Genomic DNA, 24,958 nt, shown 5'->3' with positions numbered 1-24,958 from the left:
AATCTATGTTAGAAGTGATGAAGCGCGTCAAAAATAGGTAGCCTAATGGTAAACTTTGCAATAAATTTCATCTGCTTTTTCAGTCTGTTATAGAAATAAACGCCTGAATGTATTACAGTGGATGTATGACAACAACCGATTATATACTCCTCAAAAAGGACTTTAAAATGATAAATAACTATAATGCCGCCCCGCAAGCCTATAACTTCCCTCTTACCATTAAGCAGTTATTAAACCGCTCAAAAGTCACCTCTCAGAATGAAGAAATTGTTTATGCGGATAAAAAACGCATGACCTATAGCGAGCTGTTTACGCGTATTGCGAAGCTTGCAAATGTATTGGATAGTCTAAATCTTGAGAAAGGCGACGTGATTGCGGTTATGGACTGGGACAGTCACCGCTTTTTGGAATCTTACTTTGCGATTCCGATGTCGCAGTATGTGCTACAGACCGTTAATATTCGATTGTCCCCAGAGAAAGTGCTGTACACCATCAACCATGCCAAGCCGAAAGTGTTACTGCTAAACTCTGAGTTTGCGCCGATGGTGAAGGATTATCAGTTTGAGAACTCATCGATTGAGCATATCATTTGGCTTGATGACAATGGCACCAGCAGTGATGGGGTGTTTGGTATCAATCAGGAGCGTTTGCTTGGTGAATATGAAGCGCTGCTTGCCGATGCCAGTGATGAGTTTGAGTTTCAAGACTTTGATGAAAATACTATCGCGACTACTTTTTATACATCTGGCACCACAGGTAATCCAAAAGGTGTTTTCTTTAGTCACCGTCAGTTGGTGTTGCATGCATTAGCAGAAGCGGCAACTTTGGGTGTATTGCCACAGAAGCAAGGCTTAGTACTTGGTGATGTGTATATGCCGATGACGCCGATGTTCCATGTGCTGGCGTGGGGTTTTCCTTATACCGCAACCATGCTCGGCATGAAGCAGGTTTATCCGGGTCGTTATGCGCCTGATGTGATGCTTAAGCTAATTGAAACGGAAAAGGTGAGTATTACTCACTGTGTACCGACGATTTTGCAGATGCTACTTAAGCAAGCTGATGCAGAAGGCAAGCGCTTTAATGGTCTAAAGATGATTATTGGTGGGTCACGCTTATCTGAGGGCTTGGCAAAAACGGCGTTATCGGCAGGTATCGAGGTTTATACTGGTTATGGCATGTCAGAGACTGCACCGCTGATAAGTTTGACTGAATTTAGATCAGATGATCCAGAGCTGAGCCTTGAGGAAGATGCCAAACGCCGCAGCTTGACTGGTAAGCCTGTGATTATGGTAGAAGCCAAAATTTGGGATGGCGACGGTAATGCTCTGCCACATGACGGTAAGCAAACCGGCGAGCTTGTGTTACGTGCGCCTTGGCTCACTCAAAGCTACTTCAAAAATGCCGATGCCGGTGATGAGCTATGGGTAGGCAGCTATATGCATACTGAAGATATTGCGTTTATGACCGAAGATGGCACGTTAAAAATCACCGACCGTCTAAAAGATGTGATTAAGTCGGGTGGTGAATGGATATCTTCCTTAGAGATTGAGACCATTTTATCCTTGCATCCTGCAGTCGCTGATGTGGCAGTGATTGGTGTACGTGATGAGAAGTGGGGCGAGCGTCCACTGGCGGCAATTGTGTTGAAGCCTAACTGTCAGGATGTGACGGTTGAGGATATCAAAGCCATTGCCGAAAAAGCTGCTGAAAAAGGCATGATTCCTAAGTATGGTGTGCCAGAGCAGTATAAGATTGTTGATGATTTACCTAAAACATCGGTCGGTAAGCATGATAAAAAGCTGATGCGTGAGATGTTCGCGGGTCAAACGACTATTTAAGGTTTTTTTAAATTCAACTGGCTTTATTAAGCTGATGTTTGAACCCTTGAGTAATATTTATAAGCCGTGGTAGTGATGCTGCGGCTTTTTGTATAAAAGCCAATATGCTAGTATAGCCCCCTATTAAAAATGTGTCTGATAATGGGCAGTTATCACACTCAGAGAGGTTATGAGAAGTTAAATAACCTCATTATTAAGTCGTAAATTTATTCAAACAATCATCAGTTTTATCCTTTAATACAAATAAAGCTATTTAAACTGGGGCAAATATTCACATGCAAACTAATAACAAAAGTTCAGTAGCCAAGGGCAAAGAGGCTACTGATATCGCAGTGTCATCGCAGTCATCTGCATCTATCACAGAGCAGGAAGTATTGTTTGAGCTGATTCCTATTAAAGATGACTTACAGATAGGTCTGATTACTCTAAACCGTGAAAAATCATTGAATGCGCTGACCACCCAGATGTGTCAGCTGATGAGTGAGCAACTGGCGTTATGGGAGAATCAGCAAGATTTGGTTGCTGTTGTAGTGCGCGGGGCAGGCGAGCGTGCCTTATGTGCGGGCGGCGATATTCGCCAATTGTATCAAGCACGCCAGCAATGGGACGGTGAGGGCATTGCACCGCCTGAAGCAGTGGCCTTCTTTGCCAATGAGTACCATCTTGATACCCAAATGCATGAGTATTATAAGCCAATTATCATTTGGGGTAGTGGTATTGTGATGGGCGGCGGTATGGGCATACTGAGCAGCAGTAGCCACCGTATTGTGACTGAGACCACCCGCGCTGCCATGCCAGAGGTGAATATTGGACTGTTCCCTGATGCGACAGGCAGCTGGTTTTTACAAAGATTCCCAGCCAAGACCGGTTTGTTTATGGGATTAACCGGTGCGGATGCCAATGCTAATGATGCTTTACTGTGTAACTTGGCTGACTTTAAAGCCAGCAGCCAAGATTTTGATGTCATGCTACGCTGTTTGTGCGAAGCTGACTGGAGTAGTGTGCTTGCTGAGAAGAATATAAAAAATCTAAGAGCTAAGCTGCATAATGTTGCCACAAATACTCTAAATAAATTTAGCATCGAATCTAGCAAAAGCATCGAGTTTGCACCAAGCAATGTCGCAAAGTTTATGCCCTCAATTCAGCGGCTAATGAATTATGGTGGCCTAGATAAAATTGATGCTATTTTGCAATCAGACAGTAAGCTTGAGAAATTTTTCCCTAAATGCGCCGATAGCGATTGGTTTAAAGTAGCAGTCGGTAATTACCGTTACGGCTGCCCCGTAACCAAGGCAATTACTTACGAAATGTATCAGCGTGCGCATAATTTATCACTATCAGAGGTCATGGCATTAGAGGCCAATGTGGCACTGCATTGTGTGATCTATCCTGATTTCAGTGAAGGGGTGCGTGCGTTATTAATTGATAAAGATCGAAACCCACAGTGGAGCCGAACGCTCGATGAATGTTTAGATAGTGAAGGGCAGGCGTATATTCGAGGACACTTCGAAGATTTAGAGTAGGTCTAATACTTGTTGGTTAAAAAAGGGAATAGTAAATTTACTGTTCCCTTTTTTGTTGTGAATCGAATGGTTAAATTTAAACAATATTTACTGAATATCTAGGAAAAACGACGTTGCAAATAAAGTTTGGTCAAAAGATATGGTTTTATATTTTATACTAACCAAAAAGCTACTAAGCATTCCGTCGAAGTGATTAGAAATCTGATATCTTAAAGGTGTCGTCGTTAAAGGTTTGAACAACGATTGGTATAACTGTTAATATATAATCTAAGAGGTTCGAGAACAAAAACACAATAATTTAATTTGGAGATAATAATGATTACTCATGTCCCTGACGTCACCTTTAAAACCCGTGTTCGTGATGAGTCTATCGGTGGAGAAAACCCATTCAAATGGTATGACTTAACCACAGATGAGCTATTTGCTAATAAAAAAGTAGTGGTATTCTCATTACCTGGCGCATTCACCCCAACCTGTTCAACCAGCCATTTACCCCGCTACGAAGAGCTTTATGATGAGTTCAAAGCGCTAGGCGTGGACGAAGTGGTTTGTGTATCAGTAAACGATGCGTTCGTTATGTATCAGTGGGGACTAAAACAAGGCCGTGAAAAAGTATTCTTACTACCTGACGGCAACGGCGAGTTCACTCGTAAAATGGGTATGTTAGTTGATAAGAGCAACCTAGGCTTTGGCATGCGCTCATGGCGTTATTCGATGGTTGTCGATAACAAAGAAATCAAGAAAATGTTTGTTGAGCCAGGTTACGGCGACAACTGCCCAACCGATCCGTTCGAAGTGTCTGATGCTGATACTATATTAGAGTATCTAAAAAGTCAGAAGTAATGAGGCTAATAAGTGCTTAAATGGCTTAGCCATTAAGTTTTAATACTGATTGTCTTAATAATTCTGCAAACTGCATCGCTTTCATATGAGAGCGGTGCAGTTTTTTTATGATGGATGGTTTTAGGACAATTATTGCAAAAAAGTTTAGGGCGTGTGGAACATTCGACCATGGCACTGGCGGCGACTATTTTTTAGTCAATATGCAGTGAAATTTTTGACGCTTAGTCATTCTAAGTTAGACAATTTCGCAATATATTGGCAAAAAAGAGTCCCGCCCCTGAGAACGGATTAAGCAAAGCACTGCTTTGCCCGTTCGCAAGGCGAGAGCTGTGCTCGAGTGAGGCTGATGCTAAAATCGCCCCAGACGTTGTTGCAAACCTAGTCAAGGTCTAGACATTAACTACGGTTTACGCCTAGTCTGAAACAATTTTAGCTATCAGCAGTGCTAATTTGCGAATGTTCTACACGCCCTAAGCTAAACCGTGTTTATACTCAAAAATACGTAACAATTTAATTATCAACGTCTAATACTAACGATGTCTAATATAACTCACGATGTTTGATATAATATTAAGCTGTTTTTTTAGAGGAAGTAAAGGCCCATGCTTCGTTTTATTGCATGTCATAGCACCCTAATTATGCCACTGTGTGCTGTCGTGGGCTTTATCTCACCTGAACTATCCAATAGGGTCTTGGCTTATTTGCCAGAAGTACTGTTCTTTTTAATGTTTTTTACCTTACTGGGTATCGATCAGGGCGCATTATTGAAGCGTATCATTAGCCGTTATGTTTGGGTTTTTGCTGTACTGCAAAGTGCTGGCTTGACTCTATTATTAGTCTCTATTGCTTATCTGCTCGGTGTACATGGTGATTTTCTACTGGCCATAGCAGGGTTAGCGGCCACTGCGCCTTTGTTTGGGAGTGGTGCGCTGGTTAATGCGGTGGGCTTTGATGCGCTATTAGCTATGGCTAAAACCATTGCTGCTACTTTGGTGATGCCGGTTACCTTACTGGCAGTGCTATGGCTATTGGGTAATACAGACGCCCATTTGGATCTGGCAACTTACTTCAAGCGCTTGGTGATATACATCGTAATGCCTATACTGCTTGCAGTAGTGGCACGCCGTCTTATTGCACCAGCTACTTTGGCGCGCTATTATCCAAAAATAGCTCAGTTTAATATTTTGCTACTGCTTTTATTTCCACTTGGTCTCATGGCAGGGTTTCGTCAGACATTTGATAACAATCCTTGGGAGGCGCTGTCATTATTGACGTTAAGCTCGGTTTTGGCACTGTTCTTCTATTATAGTGCCTATTTTGTCTATCGACGTTTTGGCTATGAAAACGCCATTGTGGCGGCAGTAGTGTGCGGTGGTCGTAATGTATTGTTTGCTTATACCATCACCGTTCCGTTCATGGGTGCTTTGTTTTTACCGCTATTGGGTGCGTATCAGTTACCTGCGTTTTGTTTGCCGTTATTGGGCAAGTATATGGTCAAGCGCCATCGCCTCAAGTAAGGGAGTAGTAGGGTAGAGGCTGATGTCATGTTGTTCTTTAATACTGTGTACCATGTACTTGATGATTTCATTTGGTCACTTAGGTGAGCATACATTCACTCTAGCGGCGCCAATACACCTTAATAACTACCTCTGAGCGTGTCAGCCCCAATCTTGACTGTAATAGTCGGCGTAACTGCTTGGTGGTGCTGGCTTCAAGAGCACCCCATACTCGGTGTATATGTGTGGGGTTTTCATTTAAATAATCTGCCAAATAGGCGTCAATACGTCTAGCCAATGTCTCAAAATCCTCCTCATTCGTCTTAAGTGGCAAGATAATAGGTCTAGCGGTTAGAGTGTCGCTGAGGTCAGCTTGGTCAAGGTAATCTTGATCTGCCGGGTCTTGCGTAGTACAAATAATCAGCGGCGGTGTGGGATGTGCCCAAAGCTCTAATAATCTCGCTACTGTGGGTATTGAGGTTTCATCAGCAATCAATAGACAGCGCGTTGGCACGTTATCGTCACTGACTTTTGCATCAGTTGTTGAAAGGGTGTTTGTGCCACTATCAAGCACACCCAGATGAGTCAGTTTCTCTGGGATCTCACGTTTGGTTTTGATGATGTCTCCTGCTTGTAGTCCCATCGCCCAGTTTCCGCCTGGCGTATCACCATGAATAAAAATATCAATCCATGCCAATGATTTACTAGAGTCGCTCTCGTTTTGGTATGCCTTACGCAAGGTGTAATAACAGTGTTGGCGAACTTTAGCTTTTTTATTCGCAGTGTCTTTTGTGGTTGCAGACTGGTCGGTTGTGACTGCCGAATGCTCAATATCTACAGTATCGGTATTCGCAGTAATAGTGCGGTTAGTTACCGGTTCAAATGAAACAGGGTCAAAAGTCGCTAAATCAAATAAGTAGGCATACCCAGCCTCTTGAATTGGCACCGTATCTACTAGCTGTGGCTGATGGTGAGGGTCATCATGCTGCTCGTCCTGCTGCTTGTTTTCAAGAGGTTGTGATAATGGGCGTATGACCAAGCGCAGCATATTCTTAGTCACATAATAGCGCTCTTTTACCTCAAAGTACTTATCGGTTAGTTTGATGGTCTGTTTGCCAATTCGTTTATCTGCTTTTTGTTTAAGCAGCAAAAATTGTAGCTGTAACTCCTCTATGCGCTCGATAGGGGAGTCAAAGGCAATAAAATAACAAAGCTTTGCTGAGGTATCAGTGGCTAGCTGTGCCTGAATATCAAATCCTTGCTGATAGATTTGAATCAACTCTATCTGAGCGTCTTGCAGCTGTGATGGTTGTAGCTGATGGAACACACGTATTAAGTCAGACAAATCTTCAGTATGCTCTTCATTAATATGATTGAGGATATGCTGTGCTTCGGGATGATTAATAGGCGTCAGTGAGTGATGATGAACATCTGAAAGTGTGCTTGGGGAATTGATGGTTTTGGACATACAATCTCTCGATAAGCGTGTGTGTGAAGTCGTTTGTTATTTGGTTGATTATAATAGATAATGATTATCATTACTATAGAGCATTACTATAGAGCTTAGTACTAGGGACTCCATAATAATGAGAATTGTTTTTATTATCATTCGTAATGTATAATACATCGATTAGATGAATATATCTCGTATCGCTTTATTTCTACTCACTTTATTTTATATACGGCAATTCTATGTTACAAGCCCAACAGCTTTCTATTACTCGGCAAGGCAATACCTTATTAGACGATATTCATTGTCAGATTGTTCCCAATCAATTGGTGACATTAGTTGGACATAATGGGTCGGGAAAAACCACTTTAATTAAAGCGTTGGCCGGTGAGATGTCACCTAGTGCAGGGTCATTAAGTTTGGATGATATGCCGCTTAGTGCTTATGGGAATAAGGATTTAGCAAAAAAGCTGGCTTATTTGCCGCAGCAATTGCCTGATGCCGCCTCTTTTACTGTCAGTGAGCTTGTGATGTTAGGGCGCTATCCGCATCAAAAGTGGCTGCAAAAACCTAGCAAAATAGACCGTGATAAAGTCAATGAAGCGATGCGCTTAACCCAAGTTAGTCCCTTTGCTGATCGTATTGTCTCTACCTTATCAGGCGGTGAGCGGGCACGGGTATGGTTAGCGATGTGTTTGGCTCAAGATACACAGTATTTATTATTGGATGAGCCACTGGCGGCATTGGATATTCGCTATCAGGTAGAGGTGATGGCGCTGATCAGAGATCTGGTGAATGCACAAGGCTTAGGTGTGGTTATGATTGTGCATGATATTAATCTTGCTGCTCAATATGCGGATCGTATCATCGCACTCAAAGCAGGTCATATATGCCACGATGATACAGTGGTCAATATCATGCAGCCCCACGTGCTAAAAGATATCTTTAATGTGGATATGCAGCTATTAACCCATCCAGTTAATGGTCAACCTGTGGCAGTGGTGTAGTATGAAAGTCCCTATGTATTTTTCTCATAACAGGCCCTCTACCCCTAATAAAGCTGCTCCAGATACGCCAACTACCTTTACTTACGGTCTCACTAAAGCTAGATTCCCCTCCCTTATCACTACTAAATACACCGCTATTAAACAGCTGCTCACATTTGGCTGTGCTGCTTTAGCATTAGCAGGCTGCGCTCAAGCTGATAGTAGGGCGGATCCGGCCCCAGAACAAGCGGAATCGCATGCCGCTTCAGTTAGGGCAGATGCTGCTAAGCTTAATGTGGTGTCACCCGATTGGGGCGTAGCAGCAACGCTGACAGCCATGGGTTACCCACCCATTGCAACTGGAGATATCCGGGTCTGGGATCAATGGGTCGCTGAACCTAAACTACCAGATTCTGTGCATGATTTAGGTATACGCTACCTACCAAATGCTGAGCTTGCAGCGCAGTTGCCTGTCGATTTAATCATAGATAACTTTTTTTATGAGCACTCACGTGGGGTATATGGGGACGTCCCAGCTCAGTCGGTAATGTTTGCCAGTCAAGATGACACTGCTCAGTGGTCTAATTATGCAGCGCCGACTCGTGAGCTTGGCACGCTGATTAATAATCCAGCACAAGCAGAGCATTATATCGATGAGAGTCAGCGGCGTATTGAGCAGGCAGCAAAGCAACTACAGCAGCGATATCCTGCGGTCAAAAAGTTTGCTGTCGTTCAGTTTGTTGATGCCAATAATATGAGGATGTATTCAAACAATAGCTTGTTTAATGCGGTGCTCAATCAAATGGATCTTCAGTTGGTGGCGCTGGATAAAGGCAATAGTTGGGGATTTGTGCCCATCCAAATGGGGGATCTCACCCAGCTTGATTCTGATGTGTGTTTGTTGATAATTAGGCCGCTTAATCCAATAACGCAGCAACAAATCCAAGACAGTTTGGTTTGGCAGCGTTTGGGGTATGGTGTCAATCCTAGTACCTCTGCCAATAGTCGCTGTATGACTATTTTGCCGCCGATATGGATTTATGGTGGTATGGCATCACTCACAAGCTTGGCAGAGAATCTTGCCTCAGCAACTTTAGTTGGAGGCCGCGCGCATGACATCAAATAACCGTCAACCTAACCCAGAAACTACTCATAAAAAGTCTCAATCGTCTCAAACACAAGCAGTGGCAGATACCACGCTTACCGCCTCATCTTTGTCATCAGCAGTGGAGGTTAAGCATTGGCGGGCTTGGGCATTGTTATTGTTATTGCTGCTTGGCATTGGTGCTAGTAGTGCTGTCTTAATCAACACACTGTGGTCACAGCCCTTAATGGATCTGTTCAAACCAAGCTTTTCGCTTGATGTTGCGGACATGGCAATACAGCTAAAACTGGTTGCAACCAGTGTCGTGGCTTTATTGGCAGGGGGTCTGCTGGGTGTGGTCAGTGTGCTATTACAGCAACTGGTAAAAAACCCACTTGCCTCTGATACCACCTTGGCCATTGGTACAGGCGCTCAATTAGCCTTATTGGTCGCTACCTTGTTCGTGCCAAGCTTGGCCATTTATGGTGGTGTTTGGATTGCCTTTGTTGGTGCTTTATTTAGCTTAGCCTTGGTCTTTAGCTTATCGGCACCGAGTCGGTTTAATCCGCTGATATTAGTATTAGCCGGTCTAGTGGTCAATATTTTATTGGCCTCTATGGCCAGTACCTTGGTGCTGTTTTTTACCGAGCGCAGTGTGGGTGTGTTGTCTTGGGCAGCAGGGTTTTTGACTCAGAATAACTGGCATACCAGTGTGAAACTGGCAATTACAACCGCCGTATTACTGGCTCTTAGCGTGCCTTTATTAAAGCCATTAACGCTGATGAGTCTTGATGATATGCAAGCGAAGCGGCTGGGAGTGCCTATTAATGCTTTGCGCTTGGTGGTGATTGGCATCGCTGCTATCGTGACGGCGCTGGTCATTAGTGAAGTGGGCTTGATTGGATTTATTGGTCTGGCTGCTGCCAGTTTGGTCAATGCATTAGGTATTGCTCATATTGGGCGTAGATTGATCGCAGCCTTTGGATTCGGTGCTTTATTACTTTGGCTCACCAGTAATGTAGGGCTGCTTTTAGAGCCTGTGCTTGGTATGCCGATACCGGCAGGTTCTATCACCGGTATTTTAGGCGCACCACTGATTATTTGGCTTATTTTACGTCAAAGACGTCAGGGTGTGGCGCCGATTACCCCTATGCTAAGCCCGCAGCGTAAAGCAATTAGCTGGCATCTTTGGATAGTGGGATTGCTGCTGCTGATTGCGGTTGTCAGCATATGGGTAAAAGACATCTCAGGTATTACATTAAGTACCGATTGGGCGTTAACCAGTCAATACCGATTGCCGCGTACCTTCAGTGCTGCTGCTACAGGAGTGATGTTAGCGACAGCAGGGGTCTTATTACAAACGTTGACTCGAAACCCAATGGCCAGCCCTGAGGTGCTAGGTATTAGCTCAGGTGCGGCTTTAGGCGTGATTACTGGGTTTTTATTATTGCCTATGTTGGGTGTCAAAGCAGGTGCCCTGAGTTTGGTCGTTTCGGGATTAGCAGGAGCGATGTTAGTGTTGCTCCTCATTATTTGGCTGGCACGTAAAGTCACGCCTGCTTATTTATTACTGGTCGGTATCGGAATTGCCGCTATGATGGATGGCGTCATGAGCATGGTAAAACTCTCTGGTGACCCAAGGCTTGAAGCCATGCTCAGTTGGTTATCTGGCACGACCTATAGCGCCAGTCCAGAGACTGTCTGGTATTTGATTGTATCTGCTGCGATTCTTGTAGCGCTCAGTATGTTCCTGATTAAGCCTTTACGCATATTGGGGCTAGGCGATCCGGTTGCCCGTAGCTTAGGCGTTAAGGTGAGCGCTTATCGGTTGGCACTATTAATTGTGGTTGCTGCGCTTAGTACAGTCAGTACTTTGGCGGTAGGGCCACTGAGCTTTATTGGACTAATGGTGCCGCATTTAGCGACCTCTTTGGGCGCTGTTCAACTTGAAAAACAGTTGCCATTAGCAGCCTTATTGGGTGCAGGGGTGATGGTGCTGGCCGACTGGATAGGCCGTTATATTATCTTCCCTTATGAGTTACCGGCGGGCACCATTGCCGCCATTATAGGCGGGCTTTACTTTATATGGCTCATTCGCCGCAGTACGGTACACTCATAATGACAATAGCTCACCAAAAGCCTAACTGACCGTGTTAATAAGACAGCACGCCGCGGCCGCAGTTTTGCCAATAAGAAGCCTGCGGTCGCTGACAGTCTCAGATTTTATTAAAGTAAATGGGCGCTCCCATTTGGCCCAAAATGAGTTTAATTTGGTTTTCTTTCCTGACGCTTACTATAATAATTAGTTATTTAATATCAATAAGTTAGTAGAGATTAACTCTCTTTACTTTTCTAAAAAAATAATCCAATCTTTGGTTGACAGCAGATGCAATGTAAGTAAAAATACACTCAACAATTGATAATGATTATCATTACAATAAAAAGGATGTTTATGAGTAACATCATAAATATCCTTTTTTTAATGTTAAGTAGATTCTACTTTCATAAAAAAATGGCGTATGACTTATTCACAATTTCATTCGAGCCAAAGTTATCAAAACCATAATTTGCTAAAACCATATGGGATTCATTATGTATCTGTCTTTATCAGCAAAAAAAAGAAACAACCAAAGTTATCTACATCGTCAACATCAATTTGAATCTGAGGTACTAAGCTACCCTCGTAAATTGCCCTTTGCTATTGCGTCTGCGAAAGGTGCATGGATTACGGATGTTGAAGGTAATAAATATATTGATTGTTTGTCGGGTGCGGGAACATTGGCATTGGGGCACAACCATCCTGTAGTAACTGAAAGTATCAAGCAGTTATTAGACAGTGATATGCCTATGCATACTTTAGATATCACCACACCACTAAAAGATGAGTTTAGCGAGTTTGTGTATAAACTTTTGGCGACTGATGACGCAGAGTATCGCTTGCAGTTTTGTGGTCCTACAGGAGCTGATGCAGTAGAAGCGGCACTTAAGCTTGCTAAAAAAGTAACAGGACGCTCAGGCATTATTAGCTTTAGCGGGGGGTATCACGGTATGACACATGGGGCACTGGCGGTCACAGGCAATCTTAATCCCAAGCAAGGGGTGGAAGGATTGATGGGGCAGGTACAGTTTTTACCTTATCCTAATACTTACCGCAGTGCATTTGGATTGCCTCAACAGCAAAGCTTGTATGCCCATATGGCATATTTTGAAAACTTTTTGACCGACGTTGAAAGTGGGGTTACAAAGCCAGCAGCAGTGATTTTAGAGGTAATACAAGGGGAAGGCGGCGTAAATCCAGCGCCTATTGAATGGTTAAAACACGTCCGTAAAGTTACTAAAGAGCTTGATATCTTGTTAATTATAGATGAAGTGCAAACAGGATTCTGCCGTACAGGACGTTGGTTTGCCTATCAGCATGCAGATATTGATCCCGATATGATTGTGATGTCAAAAGCAATTGGTGGTGGATTGCCATTAGCCGTATTAGGCATCAAGAAACAATATGACAAATGGCAGGCAGGTAATCACTCTGGAACCTTTAGAGGCAATCAATTAGCGATGGCTACAGGGCTTGCTACCTTGAACTATTTAAAAGATAACGATATGGCAGGGCAAGCGGCGTCAATGGGTGATTGGTTTATGACCCAATTACAACAGCTACAACAAAGTGAGCCACGTATTGGTGATGTGCGGGGTAAAGGGTTGATGATTGGAATGGAGATTGTTAATCCACAATCACAAGAACAAGCTGATGGTAGTCATCCTGCAGATGGAGAGATGGCTGCAAAAATTCAGCAAGCTTGCTTCAAGCAAGGTTTAGTCATTGAAAAAGGTGGACGTATGGGGTCAGTGCTTCGTTTTCTACCCCCATTGAATATTACGGAATCTGAGTTAAACCAGGTTTTACAAAAATTACAGAAGGCCCTAAAAGATACCCGCTAAAAGTGGGCATCGAGCATAATATCTTATTTCAACACTTATTTAGTCATGACAGCCCTATAGCCGATAATGAGGAATGTTTTGCAAATTTTAACCCATAAAAGCAGTACACAATACCTTGCCGATATCCAGCAAGCCGGTCGTTTGATTAAGCAATGGCTGGATAAAAACAACCTATATTTAGGAGGGGATTGTGGACAATTAAAAGACGCACTTAATTTAAATATCACATCCCAAGGACGTGATATGCAGGCAATATTTGCAGATATAGAACAGCAACTGCTTCCTAATTGTGTCGCAACATCTCATACCCATTGTCTGGCGCATTTGCATCCACCGACTTTGGTTGTTGGTCAAATTGCTGAGCTAATTATTTCAGCCACCAACCAAAGTATGGATTCATGGAATCAAAGTCCGGCGGCCACTTATATTGAGCAAAAACTTATTGACTGGTTATGTCAGTTATGTGGTTTTCAGGCTCAAGCAGGTGCTGAGAAGGATAATGAGTTTGGTGGAGTATTTACCAGTGGGGGCACTCAGAGTAATTTGATGGGGTTGCTATTGGCACGCAATTGCTTTTATCAAAAGCAAGGTATTGATATTCAGCGAGACGGTCTTACTGGGCAAAAACCAGCGTTTATTTTATGTTCAGACCAAGCTCACTTTTCAATTGCCAAAAATGCTAACTTATTAGGGCTGGGAAGAAATTCGGTAAAAACCATTGCCACTGATGAAAAGGGGGTAATGGATATTGAAGATCTAAATTCAAAAATTCAGAGGTATGGTGCTGGCAACATCATAGCTATTGTAGCAACGGCAGGGACAACAGATGCAGGGGCAATAGACCCTTTGCCAACTATAGCAGGTCTTTGCCAGCAACATGATATTTGGTTACATGTTGATGCGGCATGGGGTGGGGCATTGCTTTTGTCACAACGATATCAAGATTGGATTGAAGGCACTGATCAAGCAGATTCAATCACTCTTGATTTTCATAAACACTTTTTCTTACCAATAAGTTGTGGCGCATTTCTGTTAAAAGACAAATATCATTTTAAAAGTATCCGTCAACACAGTGATTATTTAAATCCAAGCGATGATGATCAAGACAATATCCCTAATTTGGTGACCTATTCATTGCAAACCACACGTCGGTTTGATGCTTTAAAACTTTGGCTGGCCCTAGATTTGTTAGGGACGAATGGTTATGGCAGGCTTATTGATCAGTGTATTGATACTGCTCAGCAAGCAGCTGATGTGATTGAAATGCATCCAGATTTTGTTCTGGTTCAAAAACCTTTAATCAGTAGCGTCCTGTTCTATTATTTTCCGCATCAAATAGAATTAAGTCATGTTAATTCATTAAAACTACAGCCCATAGCAGCTACAGATAAACAGCCATCAAGGGATGTATTAACGGTGTTAAATAGAAAAATCGCTCAGCAGTTACTGATTAATAATCAGGCTAATATCGCGACGACTGAATATAAACAGCAATTTTGCCTTAAGTTTACGATTTTAAATCCTGAAACAAAGGTATCGGATATCAAAAATATTTTGGATGATATCAGCACAATCGGGCAAGTGATTATTAATGAAAACAATACTGATAAAAACAATTTAAAAAAATCTGAAGGATAAAGAGATGATTCAACAAAAAACACTCGATAGATTAGTACTTCAAAACCTAATTAATGCGTATGCGTTTGAAACACAGCTAGGCAAAGTGATTGATAGCCCGCAACAAACGACACAGCAAAAACAACTGGGTCAGGGCAAGCCTATTTTAGTGTTCACACTTGAACCTCTCAACATCACTATGGCAGTTGCCTTAGATAATGTAAGTCAGTTGGGTCAACACCGCCTAGCAGACACCCCTTCTATTTTAAAACAAAGCTCGTGGGAGAAATTGGCACCTGCCAGCCTTGCCGCTTTAATTATTGAAGACTTAACTTATCGTCAAAACAAAGAAACGGCTAGGGATGGCAGTACACTTGACGGCAATGGAGTGATGAAACGCTGGCTTGAGAGTTATGAGGGACTACAAACTATTCTGGCACATCGTAGCGATGAGATTGATGACATTGTGGAAGAGGATTTGGATTTTATAGAAACAGAGCAAAACCTAATCTATGGTCATGCTATGCACCCAACGCCCAAGGGCAGGGCGGGGTTCTATGATAAAGAGTGGGCAAAATATGCACCAGAGACACAAAGCCGAACTCAGCTACATTACTGGTTGGTAGATCCAAAGTATATTGCTGAAGATTTTGTCGATGGGGATAGTATAAGTGAGGCATTAAAAGCGAAGCTTATTGATAATATGACTAGTGACGCTAATAGTATGAGTCCCTATCAGCATGCGTTACTTGAGCAATATCCCCATTATAAGCTATTACCTTTACATCCATGGCAGGCAAGATTTTTGCAACAAGAAGAGTGGTATCAGCATTTGCTTGAGCATGGCGAATTGTTTGATATGGGTGAGATGGGATGGTATTTACACCCAACCACATCAGTACGTACATTGGCTGCCTTTAAGGCACCTTGGATGTTTAAAGTGTCGTTGTCGGTTGCTATTACCAATTCAGTGCGTATTAACTTACCTAAAGAATGCTACCGAGGAATGCACGCTTGCCGTATATGGCGTAGCGATTATGGTAAACAATTAAAAACTCAATACCCCAGTATAGAGGTGCTCAATGATCCTGCTTGGATTGCTCTAACTATAGATGGCTCTATTGTTAATGAAACCATCTGTATTTTACGTGACAATCCTTTTGATGCTAAGACCTCCGTTACTAATTTAGCAAGCTTGAGCCAAGACCATCCAATGCGTCTGACCAACCGCTTTGCCACTTTATTTAAAGGTATTCATAAGCGCACCAATGAGCCTCTACCACAAATTGCACGCCAGTGGTTTGATACTTATTTACAGGTTGGTTTTGTGCCACTTATTCAGATGTATTATGAGCAAGGCATAGGTTTTGAGGTGCATCAGCAAAATAGTCTAATTGAATTAAAAGACGGTTATCCCACTAAGTTTTGGGCACGTGACAATCAGGGCTTTGGTTATATTGCTGAGTATGCGGGGGCCTTGGTTGATGCCAATCCGCAACTTATCAGTGAAGCGGAATGTGTGATTCCTGAAGATTTTGCAGATTCACGAGTGGTCTATTATTTAGTCGGTAATAGTATCTTTGGTTTAATTACTGCTATTGCCCGTACAGGCTTGGTAAGTGAAGATATGCTTTTGGAGCAATTCAAGCAATGTCTGATGACACTTGAACAGCAGTATCCACATCGCTCATTGTTTGACTTGCTATTACGTAGTCCTACTTTACCTTTCAAGGGAAATTTATTGACACGGTTATATGCGTTAGATGAATTAACGGCACCTGTAGAAACACAGTCAGTTTATGTTGATATCCCGAACCCATTAGTGGCCAGCTAAAGTAACTAGATTATAAATAACGTTCATAAAATAATAAATGTGGGGTGAATGATGTTAGATCTTATTGGAATAGGTGTTGGGCCATTTAATTTAAGTTTGGCGGCGTTATTAGATAAACAGCCAACATTAACGGGCAAGTTTTTTGAGCAAAAGCCAAACTTTGATTGGCATAAGGGAATGATCTTGCCACACACCACCTTGCAGGTTCCGTTTATGGCAGATTTGGTGACACTCATTGACCCCACTAGTCGGTATAGTTTTTTAAACTATTTGCATCACCATCACCGCTTATTAAAATTTTATTTTCTTGAGGATTTTAAGATTTTCCGTCAAGAATATAATCACTATTGCCAATGGGTAGCGGGGCAGTTAGACAGTTTGGTATTCGATGCTCAGGTACAAGATGTTACACGCATGGAGGATCGGACAGGATATATCGTGCGTGTCTATGAACAAGGAGACATTAAAACCTATCATGCCAAAAATATAGTTATTGGCACAGGCACGCAAGCTACTTTACCAGCGGTATTACAGCCACTAGCAGACAAAGCTCCACACCGCTGTATGCATACAGCAAACTTTGCAAATCACTTCAATTATGAGCAAATAAACCAGTCAGATACTCAGCCTAAGGTATTGGTATTGGGCTCGGGGCAGTCTTCTGCTGAAGTGTATCGAGCTTTGTTAGATCAGCAGTTTGATGTGCATGGTCAGCCAAGGTTCCAGTTAGATTGGTTGACCCGTTCAGCGGGTTTTTTCCCAATGGAGTACTCTCCATTAGGGCTTGAGCATTTTAGCCCTGCTTATACCGATTATTTTTATCATTTGCCAGATAGCACCAAGTATTCTGTATTAAAAAAACAAGATCTTCTTTATAAGGGTATGGGGTTTAGCACGATTAGAGATATTTATATCCGGCTTTATGAGCGTAGTATTGCTAATCAGCCAACCTATTCAAACTTGCTTGCACACTGTGAAGTGATGGATGCAAAAACTGTGAACTCTGGTTCTGACGATGAAAATACTCGTGATATAAAACTAGAATTAACTATAAACCAGCGTGAGCAGAAGCGTCAGTTCATAGCTCAATATGACTGCGTGATTGCTGGTACAGGCTATCGTCATGGACTCCCCAGCTGTTTAGGTCCTTTACAGCCAGATATTGAATATGATGAGTTTGAGCAACCTAAGATTAATTTAGATTATACCTTGGTATTTAAAGACGCTATGCAACCGCAAACACAACAACACAAACAGCAAGATGTTCAAGAGAGTGGGGTAGTGGGGCAGGTTTTTGTACAAAATCAGGAAATTCATTCACATGGTATAGGTGCACCAGATTTGGGTCTGGGCGCGTATCGGGCAGGATATATTATTAATCAATTGCAAGGGGAGCAGGTATATGACACCGAAGCACTTACAGTATTTCAAGGATTTGGTGTTTCACAGAACCAATTATCGTTGAGTAGTTAGTCTTTAAATAGCGAACCCTAAATAGGCTACCTTAAATCATAAGCGTATTAACAAAATACTTTTGAACCTAACCATTTATTCAGATTTTTATTAATGATATATCAGTTATAGGACCGTATATATGCCAAGCATTGCTCAAAGTCTACCCGATACGTTCTCCGTTCATGTCAATCAAAAACAGTTTGGCTTACGTCCCGTAAATTATCCTGAGGATATGTCTTTATTGTACCGCTGGATGCATGCTGAACATGTAGTGGATCAGTGGCAACTGCATTTGCCAATGCCACTATTAAAGGTGCATTTTGAGAAAATGATTGTCGATGACCATCAGCGTCTCTACATTATATTATGTGATAACAAACCCATCGGTTATACCGAGATTTACGAAACTTATCGTGATCGATTGTCTTTATACTACAAAGCAAAACCTACCGATATGGGATGGCACATTTTACTCGGTGAATCAGATGCTGTGGGACGGGGTTATTTAAGACCGATAGGAATGATGATTTCTCGATTTATTTTTGAGCATACCGATGCTAAAAAGATTGTCACCGAACCTGATAGTAAAATTGAGGTGTATAAATGGGTGGCAGATAGCTTTGCTTATAAAATTCAGCGCTTGGCTGATATGCCTGAAAAAAAGGCAGCTCTTTATTTTTGTCATCGTGATGAGTTTTATGATTCTAGAGGCTATTTAGGTTTTTATGGCGAAGCCTCAGATTCTTGATGTCAAGCTAAAGTGAGCAGTGTTTTTTTTAATTTGCTCCAATGTTCTTGCATTATATTGGTACTGAAATCTTATCATGACAAATCTTTTAAAGCAGCGCCCTTTATCCTCTAAAAAGCGCCCCTCATCCCAAAATAGCCCCCCTGAGTTGCTGGGTGACAGCCAAGTACGGCGTGTACTATGGATCTTATTGCTAGGGGGTACGGTGGTTAGCTTTAGTAATAGTGCTTTAAATCCTGCTATTCCCGTATTTATGTCTGTGTTTTCAGTGGATATTGTGATGGGTGGCTGGGTATTAAATGGTTATGTGCTAGCGATGAGTGTGGGGTTAATGCTCAGCGGCTACTTGAGTAAAGTCTTTGATTTTAAGCGGATATATGTCGTTGCTATTATCGGATTTATGGCAGGGTCGCTTGCAGGTATGTTGGCAACCAGTATGGCATTTATTATTGTGGCAAGAGCCATTCAAGGGCTGGCAGGTGGTTTGATTATTCCGTTATCAATAGGTCTACTGTACCAAATATATCCAAGCAACAAGCAGGGCCGCGTTATGGCATTGTGGGGGATTGTGATTATGTTGTCCTTAGCCATAGGCCCCTTAATGGGTGCTTATTTAGTGGCACATTTTGAGTGGTGGACTTTATTTGCTATAACGCTACCGCTTAGCGTACTGGTGGTCGCTATGGCGGTATGGTGGATGCCATCATTGCCTGAGTCACAGACTCAAAAAGAGCAATATAGAGATAGGTCATTTGATATGGCAGGTTTTATTGCTTTAGTTGTATGGCTGATGGCACTAACATTATGGCTCAATGCGTTAAAGTCGCATCTAGAGATTGGCGCATCGAATGGCTTTATTCAAGGGATGTCTGTGGTTGCATTTTTTGTGACTGCTGGGATTTGGTGGCGCTATGAGCGTAAGCATTCAAGTCCGTTACTTAATGTGAGTTTGTTTGCTAATAAAACATATTTGCACAGCATTATTTTAAGTATCACCCAAACACTTGGATTGATGATGGGGCTCTTATTCCTTCCTATTATTATCCAAGAGGTGATGCATAAAAGTGCGATGTGGACAGGTGTGGTGTTAATGGTGGCAACCTTAATTGCCAGTATTACGACTCATATTGCTGGTAAAGTTGTTGATAGATATGGTGCTAGAAGCATTGGTAGTGCGGGTGTCATCATTAGTGGTGTAGCAATGTTACTGCTCGCTGTTTGCTTATTTGCGCCTAATATATGGCTGATTATGCTGATTATGAGTATACATGGTGTGGGTGTGGGACTGGCTTATTTGCCAACCACAACCGTAGGGCTAGGCAGTTTGGATAAGCATCTGGTGACGGATGGTGCAGCGCTAAATAACATCAGTAGACGCATCATATCAACAATCTTTATCACCCTAGCGACCTTATATATCAATGGTGGCGGACTGGGTCTGTTGGCTCACCTCTTACCAAGTTTAAGTATGGCTGACTTGATTACCAGTATATTTCCTAATGGGTTACCTAATCTATTATCTAATCCGCTAATAGCATCTATGCAAGAGGTCTTTTTAGGGCTGGCGGTTATGCTGTTAGTAACCTTCATTTCCGCACGTAAATTACCCTAGTTAGTTTTTATAGTTAAAGTCATGATTAGCATTTTATTATTTATATATGTAAATAATTATCATTAGTATCTTTATTATTGTTTATCAAAAAAACATTAAATCAAAAAAACATTAAATCAAAACAAAATAAATGAGGCACATACCTGTCTTCATAAAGTTAATTAGGGAGTTATCCATGCAACAATCAAAGCATATTAGCATTTCAAAAAGTGTTGATAAACATGAGCAGCAATCTACAGATTTCTTAAAGGCAACTTGGCCTTGGCAAACCCAGCTAATAAAGCATGATTTAAAGCAAACCAAAGAGGACAGTAGTACGTTTGATAATAGTAGGGCGGGTGTACAGCCAGAAGTGCCGAGAGTATTGTCTAAGATGCAGATGCAGCAGATAGAACAGCGTGTCATCAAACAATTATTACAAGCGTTATTGTTTGAAGATATTTTGGATTATCAGCACAGCCCGGTAGCATCAAGTGAAACCAATGCTTTGCATTCCAATACGCTACACACTTTTATTATTAAGGCATCTAATGAGATTAGCTATGTGGCTGAAGGTTATATCCATTATAGCTTTGATTTGATTCGCTTTAACGACGTAGACGTGATGCGTGTACAGCAAGAGGAGAAGCAACCGGCAACATTAGAGGGCATTATTAATGACATTATATTAAATATTAGAGCCTCTTCTGTTTATCCAAACCAAACCAATACAGCAGATGATCAGTCACCCAAGCTAGTAAATTCTTTTATTAAAGAGCTGCGTCATACCCTAATCAATGAAATACAGGCGCAAGCAATGACCCCTTTTATGCCTACTGATATTAATATATTGACTTATCCTCAGTTGGAGGGCTACTTGATGGCAGGGCACCCCTATCATCCCTGCTTTAAATCACGTATTGGGTTCAATATTAATGACAATTATCAGTATGGCCCTGAGTTTGCCCACGATGTGCCTGTTGTATGGTTAGCGGTAGATCGTAGTTTACTGGTAAGTAATAGTGTTGAATCGGTGGCTATTAACCAGTGGATAAAGCAGTATTTGGGCGATAATGATTATTATAAGTTGACGGATAAGCTAAAAAACGTGGTTGATGATGAGAGTGATTATGGCTTGATTCCTGCGCATCCTTGGCAATGGCAAAATACACTTATTTATGCCCTTCAGCCTTTATTGAATACTCAGAAGGTTATTTATTTGGGTCCAACGTTAGCAACCTATCACGCTCAGCAGTCGATACGGTCACTGACGATGCTGTCGGAGGATAAGCATTATCTGAAACTAAGTATGCATCTAATTAATACTTCTAGTACTCGGATACTTGCCAAGCATACGGTGATGAACGCTGCCATAGTGACCCAATGGCTTAACCAATTAATTGCAGAAGATGAGACAGCACAGTCACTAAATATTGCATTTTTGGGAGAGACGATGGGTATCAGTTTGGATCATGAGACGTTACGTGGACAAGGCTATCAACATCCAGATATTTATGGTGGACTTGGTGCAATTTGGCGAGAAAATGTCAGCCAGTATTTAGAAGCCAATCAGCAAGCTTATCCTTTAAACGGTGTGAGTTATATTAACGCTGACGGCAGTTTGCTTATAGACCCTTGGATACAACAATATGGTATGGAGAGTTGGATTAAGCAACTGATTAAGGTAACGACATTGCCTATTATTCATATGTTATTTGCTCATGGTGTCGCACTTGAATGCCATGCACAAAATATTGTATTGGTACACGAAAATGGCTATCCGATTAAAGTGTTATTAAAAGATTTGCATGATGGTATTCGTTATTCCCCTGAGCATCTGACAAGACAAGATTTGCGTCCCCAATTCTACAGCTTACCTGCTGCGCATGCGGCCTTGAACAGAGGTTCATTTATCGAAACTGAGGATACTGACGGTATTCGTGATATGACAGTGGCTTGTTTATTTTTTGTTGCCTTTGCAGATATGGCTATTTTTATGCAAACACATTATGACTATCCAGAGCAGCAGTTTTGGCAACAGGTGGCACAGTGTATCAAAGATTATCAACACGCCCATCCAGAGCATCACGCCCGCTATAAGTTATTTGATTTCTTTGCTGAGCAAACACGTATAGAGTCTTTGGCCAAAAGGCGTCTGTTTGGTGATGCGGTATTTCCCATTAAATATATCAATAATCCACTATATAAAGTGGTAAGTAGTGAGTAGGAATGCTGCCAGCAATATAAATCCATAACCAAAAGACCCTTTATGATTGATAGCGAAAGAGATGAATGTGATGTTGAGCCTATTTCCAGTACAAACAAAAAATCATTTAACGGCTATAGAAACGGCACAGTGGCGATTGATAAATCAATTACTAGAGTGTTGCCAACTTGAACAATGGTTAAATTCTGACGATGTCATATTAACCAATAGCCGTGAATATATCGCTAAATTATCTCAGCAACTTACTCAGAAACTTACTAAGCAACCGACTCAGAAAATTAAAAACAATAATCTCTGTTATTCTGATAATCAAGAGGATGTATATGTCCAGCTGCATCAACTGACGGCAACTTATAATAAAGAGTTTACCGATGCACTATGTAAAAATGATACACCATTGGTGGTTATTATGTTGCCTAATGATGAACAGTTACTGCTGTTGATTCATTCGCGGTACAATTCAACGTGGCAATTAAAGGAGGCTTGTTTGCCTGTTTTGTACTCGGACTCCAACCCTTACATAAAGGAGGGGACGGGTGCTGAGATGAACAACTCAGACAATAATATGGCTCAAACTGATACTATGTTTGATAGGCAGTTTCAGGTGATTGACTCAGCTGAGCTATTGCTGTCGCTGTTATTATTAGCCATGGATAATGCAGAAGATAAGCTACCAGAGGGGGGAGTCCTCAAATTAAAAGAGAGCTTAAAAGCTTCATTTTTGGCACTACAGTGGTCAGCGCAAGCGGATATAACCTCGTTGGTCTATAACCAAGAGCATTGGTATCAAAGCCTTATTGCCTCTGAACAGTGGGCGTCTTTGACAGACCGGCCTTTTCATCCTTTAGCCAAGGGTAAGCTTGGATTTAATCAGCAGGATTATCAGCAATACATGGCTGAGTTTGGTCAGCCTATTTATCTGAATTGGGTGGCAGTGGATAAAAACCACCTTATGTTTTCTGCTGTATTAGAGCAAAGTGAAAATAGTAAGACACCTGCACAATACCTACTTAATCCGCAGCAATACCAAAGCTTAGAGCAGGAGTTACAAGCGCGAGGGGTGCTTGATAGCCATATTGCGATTCCTGTACACCCTTGGCAAATGGAAAATGAAATTGAGGCGTTTTTTAGTGATGATTTATCAAAAACAACAGTCGTGAAACTACGTTTTAATCAGCTGGTAAGTCATGCAAGCTCATCCATGCGAAGTATGTTGTTATGCACCAATACGCCCTATAGCATTAAATTACCACTAGGAATATATGCGTTAAATTCCAAGCGATACTTGCCAGCTTTAAAGCTTATCAATGCAGAAAAAAACCAAGCATTGCTAGCACAAGCCCAGCTTCGTGATGTTGTTTTAGGTCAACAAATGTGGCTATGGGATGAGCGTATATGGTGGGGTTATATGCCGCCTGAACACCGTCATGATAAAAGCTCAACTAACCCAAGCTTTTATCAAGAAAAGCCCACTCATTTAGGGGTGTTGATACGTTGTCTGCCCAATGAGTTATGCGATGATTCTGTGCGTCTATTGCCCATGGCAAGCTTAGGTATGTTGGTGCATCAGCAACATACCTCTCACCATATTTTTGATGAGCTGTTAGAGGATTTTGACAATTATCAAATAGATACAGATATAGAGCAAGAAGGTATAGATTCTCAGTACCAAAGTGAGCAAATGAGTACCACTCACATTCACAATCAGGCACGTGTTATGAACTGCTTTGCCAATCTTTGTCAGGTATTTTTGGGCACTATGCTGCGCTGCATCCGTCTTGGATTTGTGCCTGAGTTACACGGCCAAAATGTGATTATGGTCTTAAAAGACAATCAATTTAATGGGCTGTTATTACGTGATCATGATTCGGTACGTATTCATCTACCTTGGCTTGCTCGGCATCAAATACATGATCCCCAGTATCTAAGCCCGCCTAATTTTAGAAATAGATTATACAGAGATACCCCTGAGGCATTGATATTTTATTTACAGTCCTTGGGTATATTGGTGAATATTCGTGCCATTATTGAATCTTTAGCAGCTCATTATGATTTGGCTGAGGTTAGGTTGTGGGCAACAGTGAGAGAAATAATAGAGCAAACACTGGAACAGTTAGAATTTGATGACGATCAATACCAGGTACTTAAGCAGAACTTGTTAGACAGCCCTTTTTATCCACATAAAACTTTAATGTTGCCTGTCATTGAAAGAGGGCAACAAGCACATGGCAGTATGCCAGCAGGTGAGAGTGTGGTGACAAATCCCATATCCGTACAAGCGCTTAGTGATCGTCAACCTCAGACGCATAGCAAAAATTAAGGAC

Annotated in this window: 16 protein-coding genes; 15 read left to right on the top strand and 1 reads right to left on the bottom strand. The window is 41.9% G+C overall.

The window, feature by feature from the left end; all coding sequences use genetic code 11:
• Positions 1-167: 167 nt before the first annotated feature.
• From AC2SLM_RS06115 to AC2SLM_RS06100, 4 genes are all read left to right on the top strand, one after another.
• Positions 168-1,838, top strand: a complete 1,671-nt coding sequence (locus AC2SLM_RS06115) for a fatty acid--CoA ligase (RefSeq protein WP_486552627.1) — start codon at positions 168-170, stop codon at positions 1,836-1,838.
• A gap of 275 nt (positions 1,839-2,113) precedes the next feature.
• A complete protein-coding gene (locus AC2SLM_RS06110; RefSeq protein ID WP_486552625.1) occupies positions 2,114-3,361 on the top strand; it encodes an enoyl-CoA hydratase/isomerase family protein in 1,248 nt (415 codons plus the stop codon).
• 315 nt (positions 3,362-3,676) lie between these two features.
• Positions 3,677-4,204, top strand: coding sequence for a redoxin family protein (locus AC2SLM_RS06105; protein ID WP_486541239.1), 528 nt, complete (start codon positions 3,677-3,679; stop codon positions 4,202-4,204).
• Positions 4,205-4,806: 602 nt separating this feature from the next.
• A complete protein-coding gene (locus tag AC2SLM_RS06100) occupies positions 4,807-5,721 on the top strand; it encodes a lantibiotic ABC transporter permease (RefSeq protein ID WP_486552623.1) in 915 nt (304 codons plus the stop codon).
• 100 nt (positions 5,722-5,821) lie between these two features.
• Here the strand turns inward: AC2SLM_RS06100 and AC2SLM_RS06095 are convergent, their stop codons facing one another.
• Positions 5,822-7,168, bottom strand: coding sequence for an SIP domain-containing protein (locus tag AC2SLM_RS06095; RefSeq protein ID WP_486552621.1), 1,347 nt, complete (start codon positions 7,166-7,168; stop codon positions 5,822-5,824).
• A gap of 224 nt (positions 7,169-7,392) precedes the next feature.
• Here AC2SLM_RS06095 and AC2SLM_RS06090 point away from each other — a divergent pair, with 224 nt between their 5' ends.
• The 11 genes from AC2SLM_RS06090 to AC2SLM_RS06040 all read left to right on the top strand — a co-directional run bounded on the left by AC2SLM_RS06090 (position 7,393) and on the right by AC2SLM_RS06040 (position 24,954).
• Entirely contained in the window at positions 7,393-8,157 is a 765-nt protein-coding gene (locus AC2SLM_RS06090) for an ABC transporter ATP-binding protein (RefSeq protein WP_486552619.1), read from the top strand.
• 13 nt (positions 8,158-8,170) lie between these two features.
• Positions 8,171-9,262 (top strand): ABC transporter substrate-binding protein, encoded by a 1,092-nt coding sequence (locus AC2SLM_RS06085; RefSeq protein ID WP_486552617.1) that lies wholly within the window; start codon positions 8,171-8,173, stop codon positions 9,260-9,262.
• Positions 9,249-11,339, top strand: a complete 2,091-nt coding sequence (fhuB, locus tag AC2SLM_RS06080) for a Fe(3+)-hydroxamate ABC transporter permease FhuB (protein ID WP_486552615.1) — start codon at positions 9,249-9,251, stop codon at positions 11,337-11,339. Before AC2SLM_RS06085 ends, fhuB begins: the two co-directional genes overlap by 14 nt.
• A 473-nt stretch (positions 11,340-11,812) precedes the next feature.
• A complete protein-coding gene (locus AC2SLM_RS06075; protein WP_486552614.1) occupies positions 11,813-13,162 on the top strand; it encodes a diaminobutyrate--2-oxoglutarate transaminase family protein in 1,350 nt (449 codons plus the stop codon).
• A 78-nt stretch (positions 13,163-13,240) separates the two neighbouring features.
• Positions 13,241-14,800, top strand: a complete 1,560-nt coding sequence (locus AC2SLM_RS06070) for a pyridoxal phosphate-dependent decarboxylase family protein (protein ID WP_486552613.1) — start codon at positions 13,241-13,243, stop codon at positions 14,798-14,800.
• Positions 14,801-14,804: 4 nt separating this feature from the next.
• Positions 14,805-16,613 (top strand): IucA/IucC family protein, encoded by a 1,809-nt coding sequence (locus AC2SLM_RS06065; protein WP_486552612.1) that lies wholly within the window; start codon positions 14,805-14,807, stop codon positions 16,611-16,613.
• Positions 16,614-16,661: 48 nt separating this feature from the next.
• Positions 16,662-18,086, top strand: a complete 1,425-nt coding sequence (locus tag AC2SLM_RS06060; RefSeq protein WP_486552610.1) for a lysine N(6)-hydroxylase/L-ornithine N(5)-oxygenase family protein — start codon at positions 16,662-16,664, stop codon at positions 18,084-18,086.
• Between the two features lie 121 nt (positions 18,087-18,207).
• On the top strand, positions 18,208-18,816 hold the full coding sequence (locus AC2SLM_RS06055) for a GNAT family N-acetyltransferase (RefSeq protein ID WP_486552608.1): 609 nt from the start codon (positions 18,208-18,210) through the stop codon (positions 18,814-18,816).
• A gap of 76 nt (positions 18,817-18,892) precedes the next feature.
• Positions 18,893-20,428: an MFS transporter gene (locus tag AC2SLM_RS06050; protein ID WP_486552607.1), complete on the top strand. Its 1,536-nt coding sequence runs from the start codon at positions 18,893-18,895 to the stop codon at positions 20,426-20,428.
• Positions 20,429-20,603: 175 nt separating this feature from the next.
• Complete coding sequence (locus tag AC2SLM_RS06045; RefSeq protein ID WP_486552605.1) at positions 20,604-22,634, top strand: IucA/IucC family protein; 2,031 nt, start codon at positions 20,604-20,606, stop codon at positions 22,632-22,634.
• Between the two features lie 70 nt (positions 22,635-22,704).
• Positions 22,705-24,954 (top strand): IucA/IucC family protein, encoded by a 2,250-nt coding sequence (locus AC2SLM_RS06040; protein WP_486552604.1) that lies wholly within the window; start codon positions 22,705-22,707, stop codon positions 24,952-24,954.
• The last annotated feature ends 4 nt before the right edge of the window (positions 24,955-24,958 follow it).

It is taken from the genome of Psychrobacter sp. CX16 (assembly GCF_057396245.1).
The sequence above is the reverse complement of the archived record's forward strand: the minus strand, read 5'-3'. Positions and strand labels throughout refer to the sequence as shown.

Coding starts and splice junctions, on each gene's coding strand:
- AC2SLM_RS06115 (WP_486552627.1), top strand. CDS start 168: ATGATAAATAACTATAATGCCGCCCCGCAAGCCTATAACTTCCCTCTT.
- AC2SLM_RS06110 (WP_486552625.1), top strand. CDS start 2,114: ATGCAAACTAATAACAAAAGTTCAGTAGCCAAGGGCAAAGAGGCTACT.
- AC2SLM_RS06105 (WP_486541239.1), top strand. CDS start 3,677: ATGATTACTCATGTCCCTGACGTCACCTTTAAAACCCGTGTTCGTGAT.
- AC2SLM_RS06100 (WP_486552623.1), top strand. CDS start 4,807: ATGCTTCGTTTTATTGCATGTCATAGCACCCTAATTATGCCACTGTGT.
- AC2SLM_RS06095 (WP_486552621.1), bottom strand. CDS start 7,168: ATGTCCAAAACCATCAATTCCCCAAGCACACTTTCAGATGTTCATCAT.
- AC2SLM_RS06090 (WP_486552619.1), top strand. CDS start 7,393: ATGTTACAAGCCCAACAGCTTTCTATTACTCGGCAAGGCAATACCTTA.
- AC2SLM_RS06085 (WP_486552617.1), top strand. CDS start 8,171: ATGTATTTTTCTCATAACAGGCCCTCTACCCCTAATAAAGCTGCTCCA.
- fhuB (WP_486552615.1), top strand. CDS start 9,249: ATGACATCAAATAACCGTCAACCTAACCCAGAAACTACTCATAAAAAG.
- AC2SLM_RS06075 (WP_486552614.1), top strand. CDS start 11,813: ATGTATCTGTCTTTATCAGCAAAAAAAAGAAACAACCAAAGTTATCTA.
- AC2SLM_RS06065 (WP_486552612.1), top strand. CDS start 14,805: ATGATTCAACAAAAAACACTCGATAGATTAGTACTTCAAAACCTAATT.
- AC2SLM_RS06060 (WP_486552610.1), top strand. CDS start 16,662: ATGATGTTAGATCTTATTGGAATAGGTGTTGGGCCATTTAATTTAAGT.
- AC2SLM_RS06055 (WP_486552608.1), top strand. CDS start 18,208: ATGCCAAGCATTGCTCAAAGTCTACCCGATACGTTCTCCGTTCATGTC.
- AC2SLM_RS06050 (WP_486552607.1), top strand. CDS start 18,893: ATGACAAATCTTTTAAAGCAGCGCCCTTTATCCTCTAAAAAGCGCCCC.
- AC2SLM_RS06045 (WP_486552605.1), top strand. CDS start 20,604: ATGCAACAATCAAAGCATATTAGCATTTCAAAAAGTGTTGATAAACAT.
- AC2SLM_RS06040 (WP_486552604.1), top strand. CDS start 22,705: ATGTTGAGCCTATTTCCAGTACAAACAAAAAATCATTTAACGGCTATA.